This is a genomic window from Acinetobacter sp. ATCC 27244 (genome assembly GCF_000156555.1).
Classification (GTDB): domain Bacteria; phylum Pseudomonadota; class Gammaproteobacteria; order Pseudomonadales; family Moraxellaceae; genus Acinetobacter; species Acinetobacter haemolyticus.
The window spans coordinates 190,633-208,188 of sequence record NZ_GG665951.1; the positions used below are offsets into that span (position 1 = coordinate 190,633).

Genomic DNA, 17,556 nt, shown 5'->3' on the forward strand with positions numbered 1-17,556 from the left:
TTGGCTCGATTTAAAGTTTTTTCCACTTCAGCAACCGAAACTCGCCCTGCAGCCAAACGTAACAATAATGCATTTTTTACCTGATTATTTTTTTCAAACAAATCATAAACAGAAGGCGTTAATTTTTCCTTTAATTGATCAACAAGATCAGGTTTAACTAAAAATTGAGACAAAAGAATTGGGTAAAATCTAGACAAGATATCATTTTTTTCATTTACCAAGCTGGTTTGATCATTGACGATCACCGCTGATACTTTTTGTTTAAGTAACTCCATTGGATTTGTAGACATTGTATTAACTCCAACAATTCAAATGACTTATATCTCTTTTTTATAATTTTATGCAAAGTAAATCTCATTTCATTGATACTTTAATCTATTTTTTATCGTTTTCATGGGTTTTTAAAAAATTCAATACAATATAAACATATCAGCTACAGACTGCGGAATAGAGCTTTAAGCCAAAACTCTATTCCACTCAACAACTTGGACTAAATCTTAGGCAAATGTATGAACAACCTTACCAGTAAGCTGTTGTCCCAATAATGGCGTATTTTTGCCTTGAGAGAGGATGCTCTCTTTCGATACCGTCCATTGTTGTTCTGGATCAAGCAACACCCATCCCGCCTCTTGCAACCAACGCTCACGCATATTAGCAACCTCAGCAGGAATGATAGTCACTTTTTCAACCCATTCCAAAGGCTCAAATACACCTTCTTGAATCAGTTGAACACCCAGAGCAACATAGGTATCAAATGCTGTAATTCCTGATTGCGTTTCTTCAAATGGGGCGATTTTAGCAGAGCTGCTTAATGGTTCATGATGGGTACAAATCGCATCAATTACGCCTTCTTTTAAACCTTGGCGCAGTAATGCTTTATCCTGTTCTGAACGCAAAGGTGGACGTACATGCGCTAATGAATTAAAGCCATCAATTAAATGTTCTGTTAAATGTAATTGATGCATAGCAACATCCGCTGTAACAGGCAAACCTTTGGCTTTTGCCATACGAATCAACTCAACTGACGCGCCACATGACAATAGACCAAAATGAGCTTTCACCCCAGTGGCTTCAATCATCAAAAGATATTTAGCAATCGCAACTGTTTCTGCAATTGCAGGAATCATTGGTAAGCCTTGGCGTGATGCAATAAAGCCTTCATGCACACAGCCATCTTTCGCAATTTGAGCCTCTTCCGCATAAAACACAACTGTCAGACCCAAACCAGCAGCATATTCGAGTGTACGGATCACGACATCATCATTTTCAAAAGCGGCATTGGCATTGGAAACTGCGGTACAACCACCTTTTTTTAGACCAGCCATATTTGCAGGTTGTTTGCCATTCAAGGCTTGGGTTTGCGCACCGATGATTTGCATATAAATGCCGCCATCCAACCATGCTTTTTCGATTAAACCATGAATCAAGGCGCCATTGTCTTGAACAATTGGCTTAGAATCTGGTGGAGTAATAACGTGAAGAATACCATTGGCACGAGCTGCTTTACCTTCAGATTTTAAGGTACCGTGTTGTTGTTGTCCTGGTTCGCGTAGGCGTGCACAAAGATCAACCATGGTCGGCATTAACCATTTACCCTGACCATTGATAACTTCATCAACATGCTCAACAGCATCGATTAACTTGCCGTTTTCGATATAAACCGTTTTGACTTGATCAGTTTTTTGAATTGGATCGAGCACACGGACATTTTCAATTTTTACAATACTCATGTGATCTATCCTTTACAGTGCAATCGCTTCAATTAAACCTTGTTCTTGTAACTGCCCTTGCATCGCAAGTGCAAGTACCGCCATTCGAACTGCAATACCATTGGTCACTTGTTTTAAAATCACCGATTGATCTCCATCAGCGACACTCGAATCTATCTCCACACCACGATTCATAGGGCCAGGATGCATCACGATACAATCAGGTTTAGCCAATGCTAAACGCTCTTTGTTTAAGCCATACATTTTATAAAATTCAGCTTGTGATGATAAGGCTGGCGAGTCAATGCGTTCATTTTGAATACGCAATGCGATAATCACATCACAGTCTTTCACGCCCTGATCCATTTTATTAAACAAACGAACATGTTCACCGTATTCATCAAAGCCCACTGGCAATAATGTATTCGGCGCAATCACACGAATATCCTTACAGCCGAGAGTTTGTAGTGCTGCAACATTTGAGCGTGCGACACGTGAATGTTTAATATCACCAATAATGGCAACCGATAACGCTTCAAAAGGTTTTTTAGTTTCGCGACGAATGGTCAACATATCCAACATCGCTTGAGTTGGATGTGCGTGACGACCATCCCCAGCATTGATAATCGCAACATTGGGACAAACATCTTTGGCAATAAAATGCGCTGCACCAGATGACGAGTGGCGTACCACAAAAATATCAGCAGCCATCGCTTCCAAATTCCAAAGTGTATCTCGTAAGGTTTCACCTTTGGACGTACTAGAACGCGCAATATCGATATTCAAGACATTGGCAGATAAGCGTTTCGCTGCTGCTTCAAATGTAGTGCGAGTACGAGTAGAGTTTTCAAAAAAAGATTCATTACCGTTAATCCCTCCAGTAAGGGACGGTTAATCAAATTATTATTTTCATCTAAAAAGCTTTGCGCAGTATCTAAAATTTTGGTCAGGCTTTCCTTGGAAAGACCCTCAATTGTTAAAAAGTGTTTTAAATTTCCTTGTTGATTCAATTGAACCTGACTCGGTTGATGCAGGGCTGCAATATGCATAATGGATTCCTATGGGTCGAATCACCAAAACTTGCATAGTGTAGCCCAATTCTTTTATTTTAGTAGCACAACTTTTCATCGATATGTTGCAATAAATTAGAGCTTTGCAACAAAATCCCGCTATCGTAATGCACCAATATAGTGATGATGCACTTGAGCCTGATAAATCTCTTCTTCTGTAACCTCTGTTGAATAGAGCTCTGACACCTCTGGCTGTTCGACTTTTTCAGTTTTTGCTGCTTTCTCTACACTGTTTTCAGGCAACAAATCAATTAATGAACTTAAGCGAGCAACATATCGCTCTAATTCCTGATCTTCAGTTGCCAAAGCAAGGTCTGCAATATGTCGAGCGTAATCTTTATTATGCACTAAATACATCACATCAATAACTCGACCTGATACACGCCGCATACGAACATACATTTGAGTTGCGATCGCAAAAGCATCTGCATTGACAACCACATCATTATTCAGATTATCTTTCATAATTCCCCCACTAAATTTCTTTAATTTCATCAACTTTAAGAAAAATAATTTTCTGATGAACAATGTTACTGTTAGCAAAATATGTACCAACTATTAAAATTATTATCCAAAATGCTTTTCTAACTGATAGCTCGCTCAGCTATCAGATATTCAAAAAAGTCGTTAATCGATGATAAAGCTGACAATCAAACAAATAAGCACCGACAGAATTGATAAAAATCAGTTAAAATAGCCGATTGCTGAACTGCTTTTTTGGAAATGTGCATGAATTCTACACAACGTCTGACAAACTATTGGGTGACCTGTGCGGATGGACTTGAAACCTTATTACAACAAGAATTGGAAAATTTAGGGATTCAAAACATTCAACGCTTCGCTGGACGTTTGGTATTTAAAGGCACGCTTGAAAATGCATACCGTATTTGCATGTGGTCACGTCTTGCTTCTCGCGTACTTTTACCGATTCATACTCATGAGCTTGAACATACCCATGACGCACGTGATGTGGCTGAAGAACTTTATGAAGGTGCGATCAGCTTTGACTGGTCGCTTATCTTTGCGCCACAAAGCACATTTGCAGTACGCCTACATGTCGAACGTGAAATTAAGGTCAATACTCAATTCGCAACCTTACGTGTTAAAGATGGTGTTGTCGATTCATTTATGGAAGCTGCGGGTAAACGGCCAAGCATTGATATTAAACAACCAGAAATTACGCTCTATGTTTTGGCTGGTAAGACAGAACACACTTACTGCTTAGATTTATCTGGCGATTCACTACATAAACGTGGCTATCGTCGCTTCATGACCGATGCTCCTATTAAAGAAAATCTTGCAGCAGCAATTTTACAAAAAGCAGAATTAGCCGAATATCAACCTGATATTATCCTTGATCCTATGTGTGGTTCAGGTACATTTATCATCGAAGCCCTGATGATATTGACTGATCGCGCTCCAGGTCTAGTTAGACGTTTCGGTTTTAACGGTTGGCATGGACATGACCGTGAGCTTTGGTTATCACTAAAAGCAGAGGCTGCGGAACGCCATGAACAGGCATTAGAACGCCCCTTACCAAAACTATATGCTTATGATGCTGACTGGGAAGCTGTTAAAGCCACTCGTCAAAACATCATTGCCGCTGGTTTTGAAAAGTTACTTGATCAAATCCAAATTGAAGAACGTACTTTAGCGGATTGGGACAACTTCCATGCTGAAGGAAAAAAAGCCTTTATTGTAACTAACCCACCGTATGGTGAGCGTTTAGGCGATAAAGCATCTAACCGTTCTTTATATCTTGGTTTATCAGCGCTATTACAAAAGAATTTCCCAAATCAACGTGCAGCCATTATTGCCGCACAAGTTGAACAAGCTGATGTACTGGCTTTTCTTGAGCCTCAAACACTCCGCTTAATGAATGGTAAATTACCGATTTATGTGCGATTTGGTACGGTGAAGCCAGCCACAGTCACACAGCCATTTTTAGCAACATGGCAACCACAACAATTCGAAAAAATTGAAGGTGCAGAAGACTTTACCAACCGCTTGCAAAAGAACATGCAGAACCTAAAAAAATGGGCTGTAAAAGAAAATGTTTACTGCTTGCGTTTATATGATGCAGACTTGCCAGACTTCAATGTTGCAGTTGATCTGTATGGCGATCGATTGCATGTACAAGAATATGCTCCACCTAAAAGTATTGATCCAGAAAAAGCAAAAAAACGTTTTAATTTAGCCCTTGCTGCGATACGTGCTGTGACAGGCTTAGGTCGCGATGCAATCTTTATTAAAACTCGTGCACGACAAGCTGGATCAAACCAATATACAAAGCAAAGTACCGCATCTAAACGCTTTATTGTTCAAGAAGGCAATGCTCGTATCTTGGTTAACTTGACCGATTACTTAGACACAGGTTTATTCTTAGATCATCGCCAAATGCGTTTGAGAATTGCTAAAGAAGCTCGTGGAAAGCATTTCCTCAATCTTTATAGCTACACCTCAACAGCAAGTTTACATGCTGCTTTGGGCGGTGCAGCGAGTACAACTAGTGTAGATTTATCTAATACCTACCTGAGCTGGTCTAAAGAAAACTTTGTGCTGAATGGTTTAACTGTAGATCACGCTGATGAACAGCATATGTTCTTTGCAAGCGATTGTTTTGAATGGTTAAAAGAAGGACATGAGCAATACGATTTAATCTTTATTGATCCTCCAACGTTCTCAAACTCGAAAAAGTTTTATGGAACCTTTGACGTTCAACGTGACCATGTATCGCTGATTAAACGTGCAATGAACCGCTTAACCAGCGATGGAACGTTGTATTTCTCCAATAACTATCGTGGTTTTGAATTGGATGAAGAAATCGAAGCCATGTATGACATTGAAGAAATTACAAATGAAACCATTGGTTTAGATTTTAAACGAAATCATAAGATCCACAGAGCGTGGAAAATTATGCATCCCTCAATAAAATAAATGATCAAGTCGTTAACATTTCAGATCACGATTACTTTACAGTAATCGTGATTTCACCATGTATATTCGTCGATTCAAACTCATAGACCATAAATCGATCAGGAGACTCTTTATGTGGTTTCAAGGTTGCCCTCTTTTTATCACGGCTATCTGAAACCGTATTTTTCTTTTGTTCTTCGTAAGGTGATAGTGAACCATCTTCCAGCATACTGATCCTCACTTCACGTAAGAAACGATCACTTAACGCACGTTGAATACGCCAACGCTCTTGCTCAGGTTGCAAAGCATCTTGGTTGGCTTTGAAAATAATATTCGGCAAGGTACTCGTTGCCAATCCTGTTTGTAGTGCTAAGGTTGATTCTGGCATCGGTTGAGCACTCCACCCAAATGAAGAAGGCAAAATACCCATGCACAAAATTACACAAATACCTGCGTAATAATGTTGCTTGTTTTTCATTGCAATTCATCCTGAATCTTTTTCTTATTTGTTCTGAAACTATCAAGTTTTTCATCAAGCTGCAATCTTATTCAGCATATTCCTAAAAAAAACTGATCAATAGCATATAAACAAAAAAAGATGGCAATTTTCATCACCATCTTTTTGTTCAATTGATAAAATTTTAAGCTTAACTCAGTTTGACCTTATCAAATACAAGCTGACTATTTTCACCTTTAATCAAGATGTTATCACCTGCTTGAAACTCGCCAGATAAAATTTTCTGAGCTAAATTATTTTCTACCTGTTGTTGGATTGCTCGTTTCAATGGACGAGCACCATAAACAGGATCAAAACCAGCATCTATCAATAGGTCAAATGCAGTATCGTCCACAGTTAATCGCATGTCACGCTCGGCCAAACGAGAACGTAAACGATCCAACTGAATATCGGCAATGCCGCGGATCTGAGCTTTTTTCAGTGAATGGAAAATCACCAGCTCATCAATACGGTTGATAAACTCTGGGCGGAAATGTTGGCTTACAGCACTCATCACCACAGCTCGAACCTCATCATCTGTCGCCGTTTCACCTAATTCACGTACATCTTGTGAACCGAGATTAGAGGTCATCACAATCACTGTATTTTTGAAGTCTACCACACGACCTTGTGAATCTGTTAAGCGACCATCATCCAACACTTGTAATAAGATATTGAATACATCTGGGTGTGCTTTCTCCACCTCATCAAACAGTACGACGCTATAAGGTTTACGGCGTACAGCTTCAGTTAAAACACCACCTTCTTCATAACCGACATAGCCTGGAGGTGCACCAACCAAACGACTGACTGAGTGTTTTTCCATAAATTCGGACATATCAATTCGAATCATGGCATCATCACTATCAAACAAGAAATTTGCTAGCGCTTTGGTTAACTCGGTTTTACCCACACCTGTTGGACCAAGGAATAAGAAAGAACCACTAGGGCGATTCGGGTCTGATAGACCTGCACGTGAGCGACGTACTGCATTGGAAACAGCCACCACAGCCTCATCTTGACCAACCACACGGTTATGTAAAAATGATTCCATATGGAGAAGTTTTTCACGTTCACCTTGCAACATTTTCGCTACAGGAATACCTGTTGCCGCACTTACGACTTCCGCAATTTCGTTCTCAGTCACTTTGGTACGAATAAGTTTTGGTTCTTCGTTTTCCTCAGCAATCTCAGCCTGCTCTAGTCGTTTCTGCAACTCTGGAATCACACCATATTGCAAGCGTGCTGCTTCAGCTAAGTCACCTTCACGTTTTGCTTTTTCTAAAGCAACTCGAGCTTGGTCCAATTCTACTTGCGCTTTCTTATCACCTTCAACCAGTGTTTTTTCAGCTTTCCAAATCTCTTCAAGATCATTGTACTCTTTTTGCTTTTCAGCAATTTGCTGTTCAAGATGGTTGACTTCAGCTTTACTACCATCATCTTGATCTTTTTTCACGGCTTCCAATTGCATTTTCAACTGGATTAAACGACGATCAAGTTTATCTAAAGCTTCAGGCTTTGAATCAATCTCCATTTTGATGCGCGATGCTGCTTCGTCAATTAAATCAATCGCCTTATCTGGTAATTGACGATCAGTAATATAACGATGCGACATTTTCGCTGCAGCAATAATCGCAGAATCTAAAATTTGCACGCCATGGTGAGTTGCATACTTCTCTTTTAGACCACGTAAAATCGCAATGGTATCCTCAACACTTGGTTCATCCACCAATACTTTTTGGAAGCGACGTTCAAGTGCAGCATCCTTCTCAATATATTGACGATATTCATCTAAAGTCGTTGCACCTACACAGCGTAACTCACCGCGTGCCAAAGCAGGTTTTAACATATTCCCTGCATCCATTGCGCCATCACCCTTTCCAGCACCCACGAGTGTATGTAGCTCATCGATAAACAGGATGATTTCACCTTCATGTTTAGCTAGGTCTTTAAGTACTGCTTTTAAACGCTCTTCGAATTCACCACGGTATTTTGCACCAGCAAGGAGAGAACCCAAATCCAGTGAAAGGACGCGTTTATTCTTCAATCCTTCTGGCACTTCGCCATTTACGATACGTTGGGCTAAACCTTCAACAATTGCGGTTTTACCGACCCCCGGTTCACCAATCAATACTGGATTATTTTTGGTACGGCGAGATAACACCTGAATCGTACGGCGAATTTCATCGTCACGGCCAATCACAGGATCAAGTTTGCCCGCTAATGCACGTTCAGTTAAATCAATGGTGTATTTATTCAGTGAGTCCCGTTGATCTTCGTGATTATTGCTCATGACTTTGTCATTTCCTCTAATATTTTCAATAACTTTACGCAAGCTTTCTGAGGTTACACCGACACTATTGAGGATCGTCTTGATTTCTCCTGTCTCAGCTAAACCAAGTAACACCCAATCGGTTGATAAGAACTCATCACCTGCTTTCTGAGCATAGCGATCAGCTAGATTTAATGCCTTTACCGCTTCGGGATTAAGATTAATATCACCCGTTGGATTTGCCAGTGTCGGTGCATTTTGTATAGCTTGCTCAAGTTTTTGCTTTAATTCTGGCAAACGAGCGCCCGCCTGTTGCAGCAAACTTAAATTGGCTGGCTCTTCTAATAAAGTTGTCAAGATATGAATCCCTGCGATAGCAGTATGATCCTTACCCATTGCCAAAGATTGTGCATCTGAGAGCGCTTGCTGTAAGCGGTTTGTAAATTTTTCAAAACGCATTCTTGTTATTCCTCACAACAAATTTTTAACTTATCACTTAGATGGGAACGTTTTTTAAAATTTCAAATAAAATTTATATATTTTTCAATATTTTATTAAAACAACAATGAATAAAACTCAGTCATAATATGGGTCTATAAACAATCTATTTCAAGTATATTTTGTTTAATTTTTCGATCTATCGCATTTTGAACAAAATCCTTATTGTGATTCTTAATCCGACGTTTTAGCTTAACACTTTACTTGAATCAAAAATGGCTCTCATGTATTTAAAAACAATATTGCTTGGCGCAGCTTGTCTTGTCTCTATTCATTCGGCATTTGCACAACTTCCACAAGATTCTCGTCGCGCCGGTGGAGTTGCTGTTATTCCTTTAACGGCAGAAACTACAGAAGTCTTTTATCAACAAAAGCCTGTGTTAATCACGCAAGAAGGTACACAACGTTATGCTGTGCTAGGTATTCCTCTTTCTACACCTGTTGGTCAATTACAGCTCACCACAAACAGCAAACCGATTCAAATCGAAATCCGACCTTATACATATGCTGAACAACGGCTTACCATTAAAAATCAAGACTATGTTAACCCTAGTCAAGCACAGTTAGATCGTTATGCTCAGGAAGCTAAAGAACAGAATAGCGTTTATGAGTCATTTACAACCAGTACATGGAAAAGCATACCAAATTTTATTCGACCAACAGCTGGGAAATTCAGTAACTCTTTCGGTCGCAAGCGATTCTTTAATGGCGAAGAACGTGCACCTCACTCCGGTTTAGATATTCCTGCACCAGTTGGACAAAAAGTGGTAGCACCTGCTGATGGTATTGTTGTTCAGACTGGTGATTATTTTTTAATGGAAAAACCGTACTAATTGATCATGGTCAAGGGTTAATCAGCATGTTCTGTCACCTTAGTAAAATTAATGTAGAAAAAGGGCAATCTATTCGCCAAGGTGAGGTACTCGGCTTAGTGGGTAAAACTGGGCGAGTCACAGGTGCACATTTGCATTGGGGAATGAGTCTTAACAATGCACGTGTTGATCCTCAGTTGTTTCTAAAATAAAGCCTAAAAAAGTGATCTATGTTAAATAGATCACTTTTTAGATAAACTTAATAGTTTTCCGTTTATTCTGCTTCAACAATTTCAAAATCATGTGTAATTTCTACACCACCATCAGACAACATTTTACTTGCTGAACAATATTTTTCTGCTGATAATTCCACGGCTTTTTCGACTTGCTTGGTTTTCACCGCTTTCCCGGTGATCACAAAGTGTAAGTGGATTTTGGTGAATACTGCTGGAATTGTGTCCGCCCTCTCAGCTTTTAGCTGACATATGACACCTGTCACATCTTGGCGAGATTTCTTTAATATAGTCACAATATCAAACGAAGCACACCCACCAAGTCCCATTAAAATCAACTCCATAGGACGTGGGCCACGGTTTTCACCACCATATTCAGCAGAACCATCCATCACTAAACTGTGACCACTTTCTGATTTCGCCTCAAAAGCAACATTCTCTAACCAATGTACACTTGTTTGCATTGCAACTACCCGAAAAACGTTATAAATTTACTCTGTTCTTGTACACTAACATAAAATGAGTTGATAAGGAATTTCATCTCTTCTGTGTAGAAAAAGCTCAAACGAGCCTGTGCGATCGGTTTCATCCAAATTCGGAAATTTTAAGCATGACTTCAAATTTTTCACATCTTAGCACTGATGCTTTGTCTCCAGGCCAACTACCTGAATCAGTAAAAGCTTTGCTAAAACGTGCTCATATTAACAGATACCCTAAACGCACCACGATTGTTGACGCTGGAACGGAATCAAGATCACTGTATTTAATTTTAAAAGGTTCAGTATCAATTATTTTACGTGAAGATGATGAACGTGAAATCGTTGTTGCTTATTTGAACCCTGGGGACTTCTTTGGTGAGATGGGTCTTTTTGAAAAGAACCCTCAACGTACTGCTGAAGTACGCACTCGAGATGTATGCGAAATTGCAGAGATTTCTTATGACAATTTCCATGAATTAAGTAAACAGTATCCTGATTTAAGTTACGCAGTATTTGCTCAACTAGTGCGTCGTCTTAAAAACACAACTCGTAAAGTAACTGACCTTGCCTTTATCGACGTTTCAGGTCGTATTGCACGTTGCTTAATCGACTTATCTGCTCAACCAGAGGCAATGATTTTACCGAATGGTCGTCAGATTCGTATCACTCGTCAAGAGATTGGTCGTATTGTCGGTTGCTCTCGTGAAATGGTTGGTCGTGTCCTCAAAACACTTGAAGACCAAGGCATGATCCAAACTGATGGTAAAGCAATTTTAATTTTTGATGCGTCTTTAGAGGAAAATACCTTTCCTGAAGATGAATATGATGATGAAGATTGATTAATTTAGATCACCGTCATATAAAAAGCCAGTGTTCACACTGGCTTTATTTTTTGAATAAAAAGAACAAAATCAATAGGCTTTTGATTACATAATTACTATGATTATAGAGATAATCAGAATGTAAAGAATGGTCAACTTTTTTTATAATTCGGCTTAAGTATATTGATATTGATAAGATACTGATTTGGAGAGAATAAGTATGAAGAAGTTCGCTTTAAGCCTTTGTGCAATCACTGTGATGACCATTTCTGGCTGCGCATCGTTTGCTGAAATGGCTGGTGCCGATACTGCAACCCTCAATGCACAATCAGCACAGGGCTTTGCACAAATGACTCAAGAAGCCCGTGCAAAAAATCAACTTGATACAAGTTCTGCAACTTACCAACGAATCAACACGGTATTTAATCGTCTAAAACCACATGCAGATAAACTTAACCAAACAGGTCAACGTTTTGACTGGCAGCTCGCTGTATTGAAATCAGATACCGTCAATGCTTATGTCGCTCCAGGTGGTAAAGTCGTCTTCTATACAGGCATTGTAAATAAGCTTAATCTCACCAATGATGAAATCGCTGCAATCATGGGCCATGAGATGACGCATGCTTTAGAAGAACATGCGAAAAGTAAAATTGGCGCTCAAGCATTAACTAACTTAGCAATTGGTATTGGTACCTCTTATGCAGGTGCAAACATTGGTGAAGCGGGTAATGCGGCAATCAATCTAGGCAGCCAAATTGGTATCGGCTTACCTTACTCTCGTAACCTAGAAAGTCGTGCTGACTACGGCGGTTTAATGCTGATGGCACAAGCAGGCTACAATCCAAATGCAGCCATTACTTTATGGGAAAAAATGAACCGCTTAGATGGCAAGAGTGGTTCTGCTTTCTTATCCACTCACCCATCAAATACACAACGTATTGCAGATATGCGTAAGAACTTACCTGCTGCAATGGCGATTTATAATAACAGCCGTCGTTAATCTGTCTACAGCCATTAAATCTCAAGTAGATTTAATGGCTTACATAATTTACTTACTATCCTTCTATTCTCGCAATTTCCTCATCTGCATTTATGGTCAAATTTATACCTCTTAGATGCTGAATCCTTCCTGTGCAGTGAGCAATTACAGGAACCTCCATTTTCATCGCCTCCATCATGGCAATCACATCACCTTGTTGCACTTGATCATTCTCTTTAATTTTCCAAGCACTGATGACACCATTGATCGGTGCAAGTACAGCTTTTTCGTTTTTAGAAACTTGTTTAACATTGTTATGGACATCTGGGCGGTGCTTGTTCTCCATTTGAAAGAACGCTAAAGGCAACCCAATCTCATGCAGTTTACCGTCAATCTCAATATGATAGCGCTGCAATGTCATTTGATCCGATCTTTGACTGCGAGGCTGTACTGCAAAATCCTGTGAACAATCCTGCTCAATCCAACGCGTATGAATTTTAAACTCATCCACAAAATCAGGTTCAGTTAAAATCGCCTGATGGAATGGCAATACAGAAGCAATCCCTTCTAATTTAAAATGAGCAAGTGCTCTCTTAGCACGTTGAATCGCTATTTCCCGCGTAGCTCCAGTCACAATCAATTTTGCCATCAAAGAATCAAAATGGCTGGACACCAGACTTCCATTTCCTACACCTCGATCTAAACGGATACCGATTCCGGATGGTGGATCGAACTGAGTGATTTGACCAAACGCAGGTATAAAACCACGTGCAGGGTCTTCTGCATTAATTCTAAACTCAATTGCATGCCCCAGAGGCTCAGGAGTTGTCTGAATCGAAAGTGGCTGCCCCAAGGCAATTCTGATTTGCTCTACAACCAAATCGATGCCTGTAGTTTGTTCTGTCACAGGATGTTCAACCTGTAATCGTGTATTCACTTCAAGAAACGAAAGTTTGTTATCTTGACTCAATAAATATTCAACTGTTCCTGCACCCACATATTTTGCCATTCGACAGATATTGACTGACGACTGAATGATTTGCTGATAAATTTGTTCACTGATAAAAGGTGCAGGTGCTTCTTCGACTAACTTTTGATTACGACGCTGTAAAGAACAATCACGAGTACCAACGACCACCACTTGACCATGTTGATCAGCAATGATTTGTGCTTCGATATGTCTAGGTTTTTCTAAATACTGCTCTACAAAGCATTCACCTCGCCCAAATGCAGCTTGCGCTTCACGTACCGCAGACGCATATAAATGAGCAACTTCATCTAACCGCCAAGCCACCTTTAAACCACGCCCTCCACCACCATAAGCAGCTTTGATTGCGATCGGTAATCCATATTGTTGAGCAAAAGTGACTGCTTCAGCCGCAGAGTTAAGCGGTTGTTCCGTCCCATAAACTAAAGGTGCACCAACAGATTGAGCAATTTTACGCGCTTGTATTTTATCCCCTAGTTTCTCAATGCTTTCTGGCGATGGTCCAATCCAGATCAATCCAGCATCAATGACAGCTTGAGCAAAATCCGCACGCTCCGACAGAAAACCATATCCTGGATGGATCATCGTTACCTGTGCCTGTCGCGCAATCGATAAAATTTTATCAATGTCTAAGTAGGCTTCTTTGGCAGTCACCCCCGACAGCGCCCATGCTTCATCCGCATATTGGACATATAAACTATCAATATCATCATCTGCATACACTGCAACTGAACGAATATCTAAATCTTGACAAGCCTGAATAATACGAACCGCAATTTCCCCACGATTAGCGATTAAAAGTTTATGCTGTGTATTCATGTGATGCGATACCCATAAAATCTGAAATTTTTCTAAATTGAATGAAACACCCTGCTGCAAGTTGAGCAATCAGCCCCAGATGATACGGTGCTACCGCGGCAATCACTGGATACCCCCCTGTTAATGGATGGTCATTCATAAACAAAACTGGTTGACCATTTGCTGGAACTTGAATTGCACCCGTACAACATCCTTCACTGGGTAACTCTTGGTTTATTTGTCGTTGTAGCGGCTGCTCTCCCAATAGTCTTAGACCAATTCGATTACTTTCTGTGGTGACTAACCAAGCTTGACTAAATAATAGATCCACACTCTGTGGATTAAACCAATCCGCTCGAGGTCCGAGTATGACATCAACCACAACCGTCTCACCCTTGCTTGGTAAAGTAATAGCCGATTGATCTAAGTTTACAGCTTGTGTTTTTAATTGATCAGCATAAATTTGATCACCAACTTTAATCGGTAATGGTCCCAACTCAGCCAAAACATCATAACTTGCACTTTCTAGCACACGCTCAACAGCAAACCCACCACGAATAGCCAAATAGTTACGAAGTCCTGCTTGAGGTGGCAAGATATAAATTTCATCACCAGCGTCTAAAGCAATCGGCTGGTATAATGACTCTTGAACTTTGTTCGAGTTCGCATAAGTTATCCAAAGCGCTGCTGCTGCACCTGTCACTGCAATCACTGTTGATTGCAATACTTTCAATCGCAATCCACCATTCAATATTTCAAAGACAGCCGCATCAGAAGGGTTGCCTACAATTAGATTCGCACTTTTAAAAGCACGATCATCCATCGCCCCTGCTCGTCCTATACCCAGTTTGGACATATTTCTACGCCCATCATCTTGCACTAAGACTTGTAAACCGACATTTTTAACTTCGAATACTGCTGATTTTTCATTCCTTTTTGGAATAGAAATGGGTATATCGGGGACAAAAATCTGTGTTGGATGATTGCGAACATCTTTAAAAATGACCTGATCACTGGGTAACAATAAAGCAGGTTGAGCACGATGAATATCCCACATTTTTTCATCTGTTTGACCAATCAGTTGCCAGCCTCCAGGGCTATCTTTAGGATAAACACCACTATATTCACCCGCTAAACCCACAGATCCAGCCCGAATCTTCTTTCGTGGCGAGGCCAAACGCGGGATACTGGTGAATGGATGATCAGGACAGACCAAATACGCAAAACCTGGGGCAAAACCAATAAATGCAACCTGCCAATGACTGTGAGTATGCTTATAGATAACCTCATCAACACTGATTCCCAAATACTCAGCAACATGGGTTAAATCAGCACCTTGATAATCAACCTGTAGAACAACTTCTTTGCCTGTATTGAAAAAGTCTTGTTTTATTTTTTGCGTGGAGATCCACTGGATTAATTTCTTTACATCAATACACAAACAATCAAAATAAACCAATATCGTTCGGGCTGCGGGTATCATTTCCTGAATATAAGGATGCTGGCTATGTTGTAAAAAATGATACGTTGCAATTGTTTCTTCTAAACTAGGAAATTCAATTAACACACAATCCAAATTAACTGATAAAAACCGCATCTCATCACTCTTTTTATTATGGTCAAAAAGGCTTAACCCACAAAATTACGTATTTGAATATGCTGTGCTAACAGTGTTTGTCGAATCTCTTGTGCCATTTGTAAAGCCCCCATCGTATCGCCATGCACACATATAGTATCGGCTTGAATCTTGGTGAACTCGCCCTCAATCGATTCCACTCCACCTTTTAACACCATATCTAATACCCGCTGTGCAACCAGCCCAGTATCATGAATCACAGCATTATCTAACCGACGAGAGACCAAAGTGCCATTGTTGTGATAAGCACGATCCGCAAACGCTTCTGAAACCACTGCTAAACCTTGCTTACGGGCAAAGGGAATCAACGGTGATCCAGCCAACCCAACCAACACGAGATTGGCGTCATACTGTTGAATCGCATCAATCACGGCTTGGGCTTGTTCTAAATCTGTAGCGATGGTGTTATATAACGCCCCATGTGGCTTTACATACTTAACGCGTATTCTCGCAACTTGGGCCAAACCTTGTAAAGCTGAAATCTGATACAGCACATCTGCAAATAATTCATCATAAGACAAATCCATGTTTCGGCGGCCAAAGCCAACCAAATCAGGATAAGAAACATGTGCACCAACAGCGACGTTGCGTTGAGCTGCTTGTTTTAACGTTTTTAAAATATTCTGTGGATCACCTGCATGAAAACCACAGGCAATGTTAGCACTACTGACCACAGAAAGGATTTGATCATCATTGCCCATTTTCCATGCACCATAGCTTTCACCTAAGTCGCTATTTAAATCAATCTGAATCATGGTCTTATATCAAAATCCAAAAAATAATCCGTTTAATTATTACACTATAGTTTCGACCATGCCAGTAAACTTAAGGGTGTTCAATTAATAAATTTTTGCTTGTCCTTCGATTCTTGTTTTAAATCTACGATGAAACCACATATATTGCGTTGGCTGCATTCTGATCCGATTTTCGATAATCAAATTCACTCGCGTCGCATCTTCGATCTCATCAAGACTTGGAAAATTTTCTAAAGGTGGTTCTAATAAAATATGATATTGCGGATTTGTTATATCACCTTCACGATAAAAAAATAAAGGAATAGCCAATGCTTTGGTAATTTTCATCAATCGTCGATGCGCTGTTAATGTCGCAGCCTGAACACCAAAAAATGGCGCCATAACCCCTTGCTTCAATCCAAAATCTTGATCAGGACTGTACCAAATGGCATGCCCATTTTTTAGACTGTGAATTAAGCCTTTCATATCATCTTTGCCTATTTGATTCTTATAAATCGTGGCTCGACATCTACGAATCAACATATCAAGTAGAGGATTGTTTTGTGGACGATAAACCACATCAAAATCAAAGAAACGACTACTTACAAAACCACCTGCATCTAAAAGTGTAGTATGTGTTCCTAACAATAGCACCCCTTGCTGTTGTGCGTTTTGAATATGTTGTAATCCATGGATATGAATTCGGTTTTTAAACCAACTTGGCTTATACCAAGCATTTAATGCCTCAAACAAACCAAGCATCATATTCAAGAAAACTTGTTGTGCATCCTTTTGTATTTCTAACTCACTTTTATTAGGGAAACAAACCTCTAGATTCCTAATTGTGGTTTTTCTGCGAGATTTCAAAGCTTTCCATGCCACTTTAGATAAAAGATCCGCTAAACGCCATTGGATTGCCCAAGGTAAAATTGCGAATACCATCAAGATCAGTAAAGCAATCCATATTCCCCAATACTTAGGCAGTAAAAAAGACCATTGAAATTTACTGGCCTCAAGTTGTTGTTCAGCGCTCATAGCGACAAGTTTCTTAAATAAAACTCACCAGCGTAGCATATCTAGTTTTTTTAATGTTCTTAATTGTGTTCTTCTCAATC

The 17,556-nt window shown here is 39.9% G+C and carries 12 protein-coding genes and 3 pseudogenes; 4 read left to right on the forward strand and 11 right to left on the reverse strand.

Translation table 11 applies throughout. From position 1 onward, the window contains the following. From HMPREF0023_RS04850 to HMPREF0023_RS04865, 4 genes and pseudogenes are all read right to left on the reverse strand, one after another. Nucleotides 1-290 (reverse strand): annotated as a pseudogene (locus HMPREF0023_RS04850) (hypothetical protein); the annotation flags it as partial. A 207-nt stretch (nt 291-497) separates the two neighbouring features. After that, complete coding sequence (locus tag HMPREF0023_RS04855; protein ID WP_008941325.1) at nt 498-1,730, reverse strand: dihydroorotase; 1,233 nt, start codon at nt 1,728-1,730, stop codon at nt 498-500. Nucleotides 1,731-1,742: 12 nt separating this feature from the next. Beyond that, nucleotides 1,743-2,758, reverse strand: a pseudogene (locus tag HMPREF0023_RS04860) (aspartate carbamoyltransferase catalytic subunit). A 120-nt stretch (nt 2,759-2,878) separates the two neighbouring features. Further along, complete coding sequence (locus HMPREF0023_RS04865) at nt 2,879-3,244, reverse strand: hypothetical protein (RefSeq protein WP_017394579.1); 366 nt, start codon at nt 3,242-3,244, stop codon at nt 2,879-2,881. Between the two features lie 264 nt (nt 3,245-3,508). Here HMPREF0023_RS04865 and rlmKL point away from each other — a divergent pair, with 264 nt between their 5' ends. Further along, a complete protein-coding gene (gene rlmKL / locus HMPREF0023_RS04870) occupies nt 3,509-5,716 on the forward strand; it encodes a bifunctional 23S rRNA (guanine(2069)-N(7))-methyltransferase RlmK/23S rRNA (guanine(2445)-N(2))-methyltransferase RlmL (protein WP_008941328.1) in 2,208 nt (735 codons plus the stop codon). Nucleotides 5,717-5,747: 31 nt separating this feature from the next. Here the strand turns inward: rlmKL and HMPREF0023_RS04875 are convergent, their stop codons facing one another. Then, nucleotides 5,748-6,173 (reverse strand): hypothetical protein, encoded by a 426-nt coding sequence (locus HMPREF0023_RS04875; protein ID WP_004639475.1) that lies wholly within the window; start codon nt 6,171-6,173, stop codon nt 5,748-5,750. A 169-nt stretch (nt 6,174-6,342) separates the two neighbouring features. After that, nucleotides 6,343-8,922: an ATP-dependent chaperone ClpB gene (gene clpB / locus HMPREF0023_RS04880; RefSeq protein ID WP_008941329.1), complete on the reverse strand. Its 2,580-nt coding sequence runs from the start codon at nt 8,920-8,922 to the stop codon at nt 6,343-6,345. A 263-nt stretch (nt 8,923-9,185) separates the two neighbouring features. Between clpB and HMPREF0023_RS04885 the strand changes: the two are divergent. Further along, nucleotides 9,186-9,985: pseudogene (locus tag HMPREF0023_RS04885) on the forward strand (peptidoglycan DD-metalloendopeptidase family protein). A 62-nt stretch (nt 9,986-10,047) separates the two neighbouring features. Here the strand turns inward: HMPREF0023_RS04885 and HMPREF0023_RS04890 are convergent. After that, nucleotides 10,048-10,470, reverse strand: coding sequence for an OsmC family protein (locus HMPREF0023_RS04890; RefSeq protein ID WP_004639481.1), 423 nt, complete (start codon nt 10,468-10,470; stop codon nt 10,048-10,050). Nucleotides 10,471-10,616: 146 nt separating this feature from the next. On the opposite strand from HMPREF0023_RS04890, the gene crp reads away from it, so the two are divergent. Both crp and HMPREF0023_RS04900 read left to right on the forward strand, forming a co-directional pair. Next, nucleotides 10,617-11,324, forward strand: a complete 708-nt coding sequence (crp, locus tag HMPREF0023_RS04895; RefSeq protein WP_005082645.1) for a cAMP-activated global transcriptional regulator CRP — start codon at nt 10,617-10,619, stop codon at nt 11,322-11,324. Between the two features lie 202 nt (nt 11,325-11,526). Beyond that, nucleotides 11,527-12,306, forward strand: a complete 780-nt coding sequence (locus HMPREF0023_RS04900; protein WP_004639486.1) for a M48 family metallopeptidase — start codon at nt 11,527-11,529, stop codon at nt 12,304-12,306. 55 nt (nt 12,307-12,361) lie between these two features. On the opposite strand, the gene HMPREF0023_RS04905 is transcribed toward HMPREF0023_RS04900, so the two are convergent. The 4 genes from HMPREF0023_RS04905 to HMPREF0023_RS04920 all read right to left on the reverse strand — a co-directional run bounded on the left by HMPREF0023_RS04905 (nt 12,362) and on the right by HMPREF0023_RS04920 (nt 17,476). Beyond that, a complete protein-coding gene (locus tag HMPREF0023_RS04905; protein ID WP_008941332.1) occupies nt 12,362-14,092 on the reverse strand; it encodes an acetyl/propionyl/methylcrotonyl-CoA carboxylase subunit alpha in 1,731 nt (576 codons plus the stop codon). After that, nucleotides 14,076-15,668: an urea amidolyase family protein gene (locus HMPREF0023_RS04910; RefSeq protein WP_008941333.1), complete on the reverse strand. Its 1,593-nt coding sequence runs from the start codon at nt 15,666-15,668 to the stop codon at nt 14,076-14,078. Before HMPREF0023_RS04910 ends, HMPREF0023_RS04905 begins: the two co-directional genes overlap by 17 nt. Nucleotides 15,669-15,700: 32 nt before the next feature. Further along, nucleotides 15,701-16,462 carry a LamB/YcsF family protein gene (locus HMPREF0023_RS04915; protein WP_008941334.1) on the reverse strand — a complete coding sequence of 254 codons (762 nt, stop codon included), beginning with the start codon at nt 16,460-16,462 and terminating at the stop codon, nt 15,701-15,703. Nucleotides 16,463-16,546: 84 nt separating this feature from the next. After that, nucleotides 16,547-17,476, reverse strand: a complete 930-nt coding sequence (locus HMPREF0023_RS04920) for a lauroyl acyltransferase (RefSeq protein ID WP_008941335.1) — start codon at nt 17,474-17,476, stop codon at nt 16,547-16,549. Nucleotides 17,477-17,556: the final 80 nt, after the last annotated feature.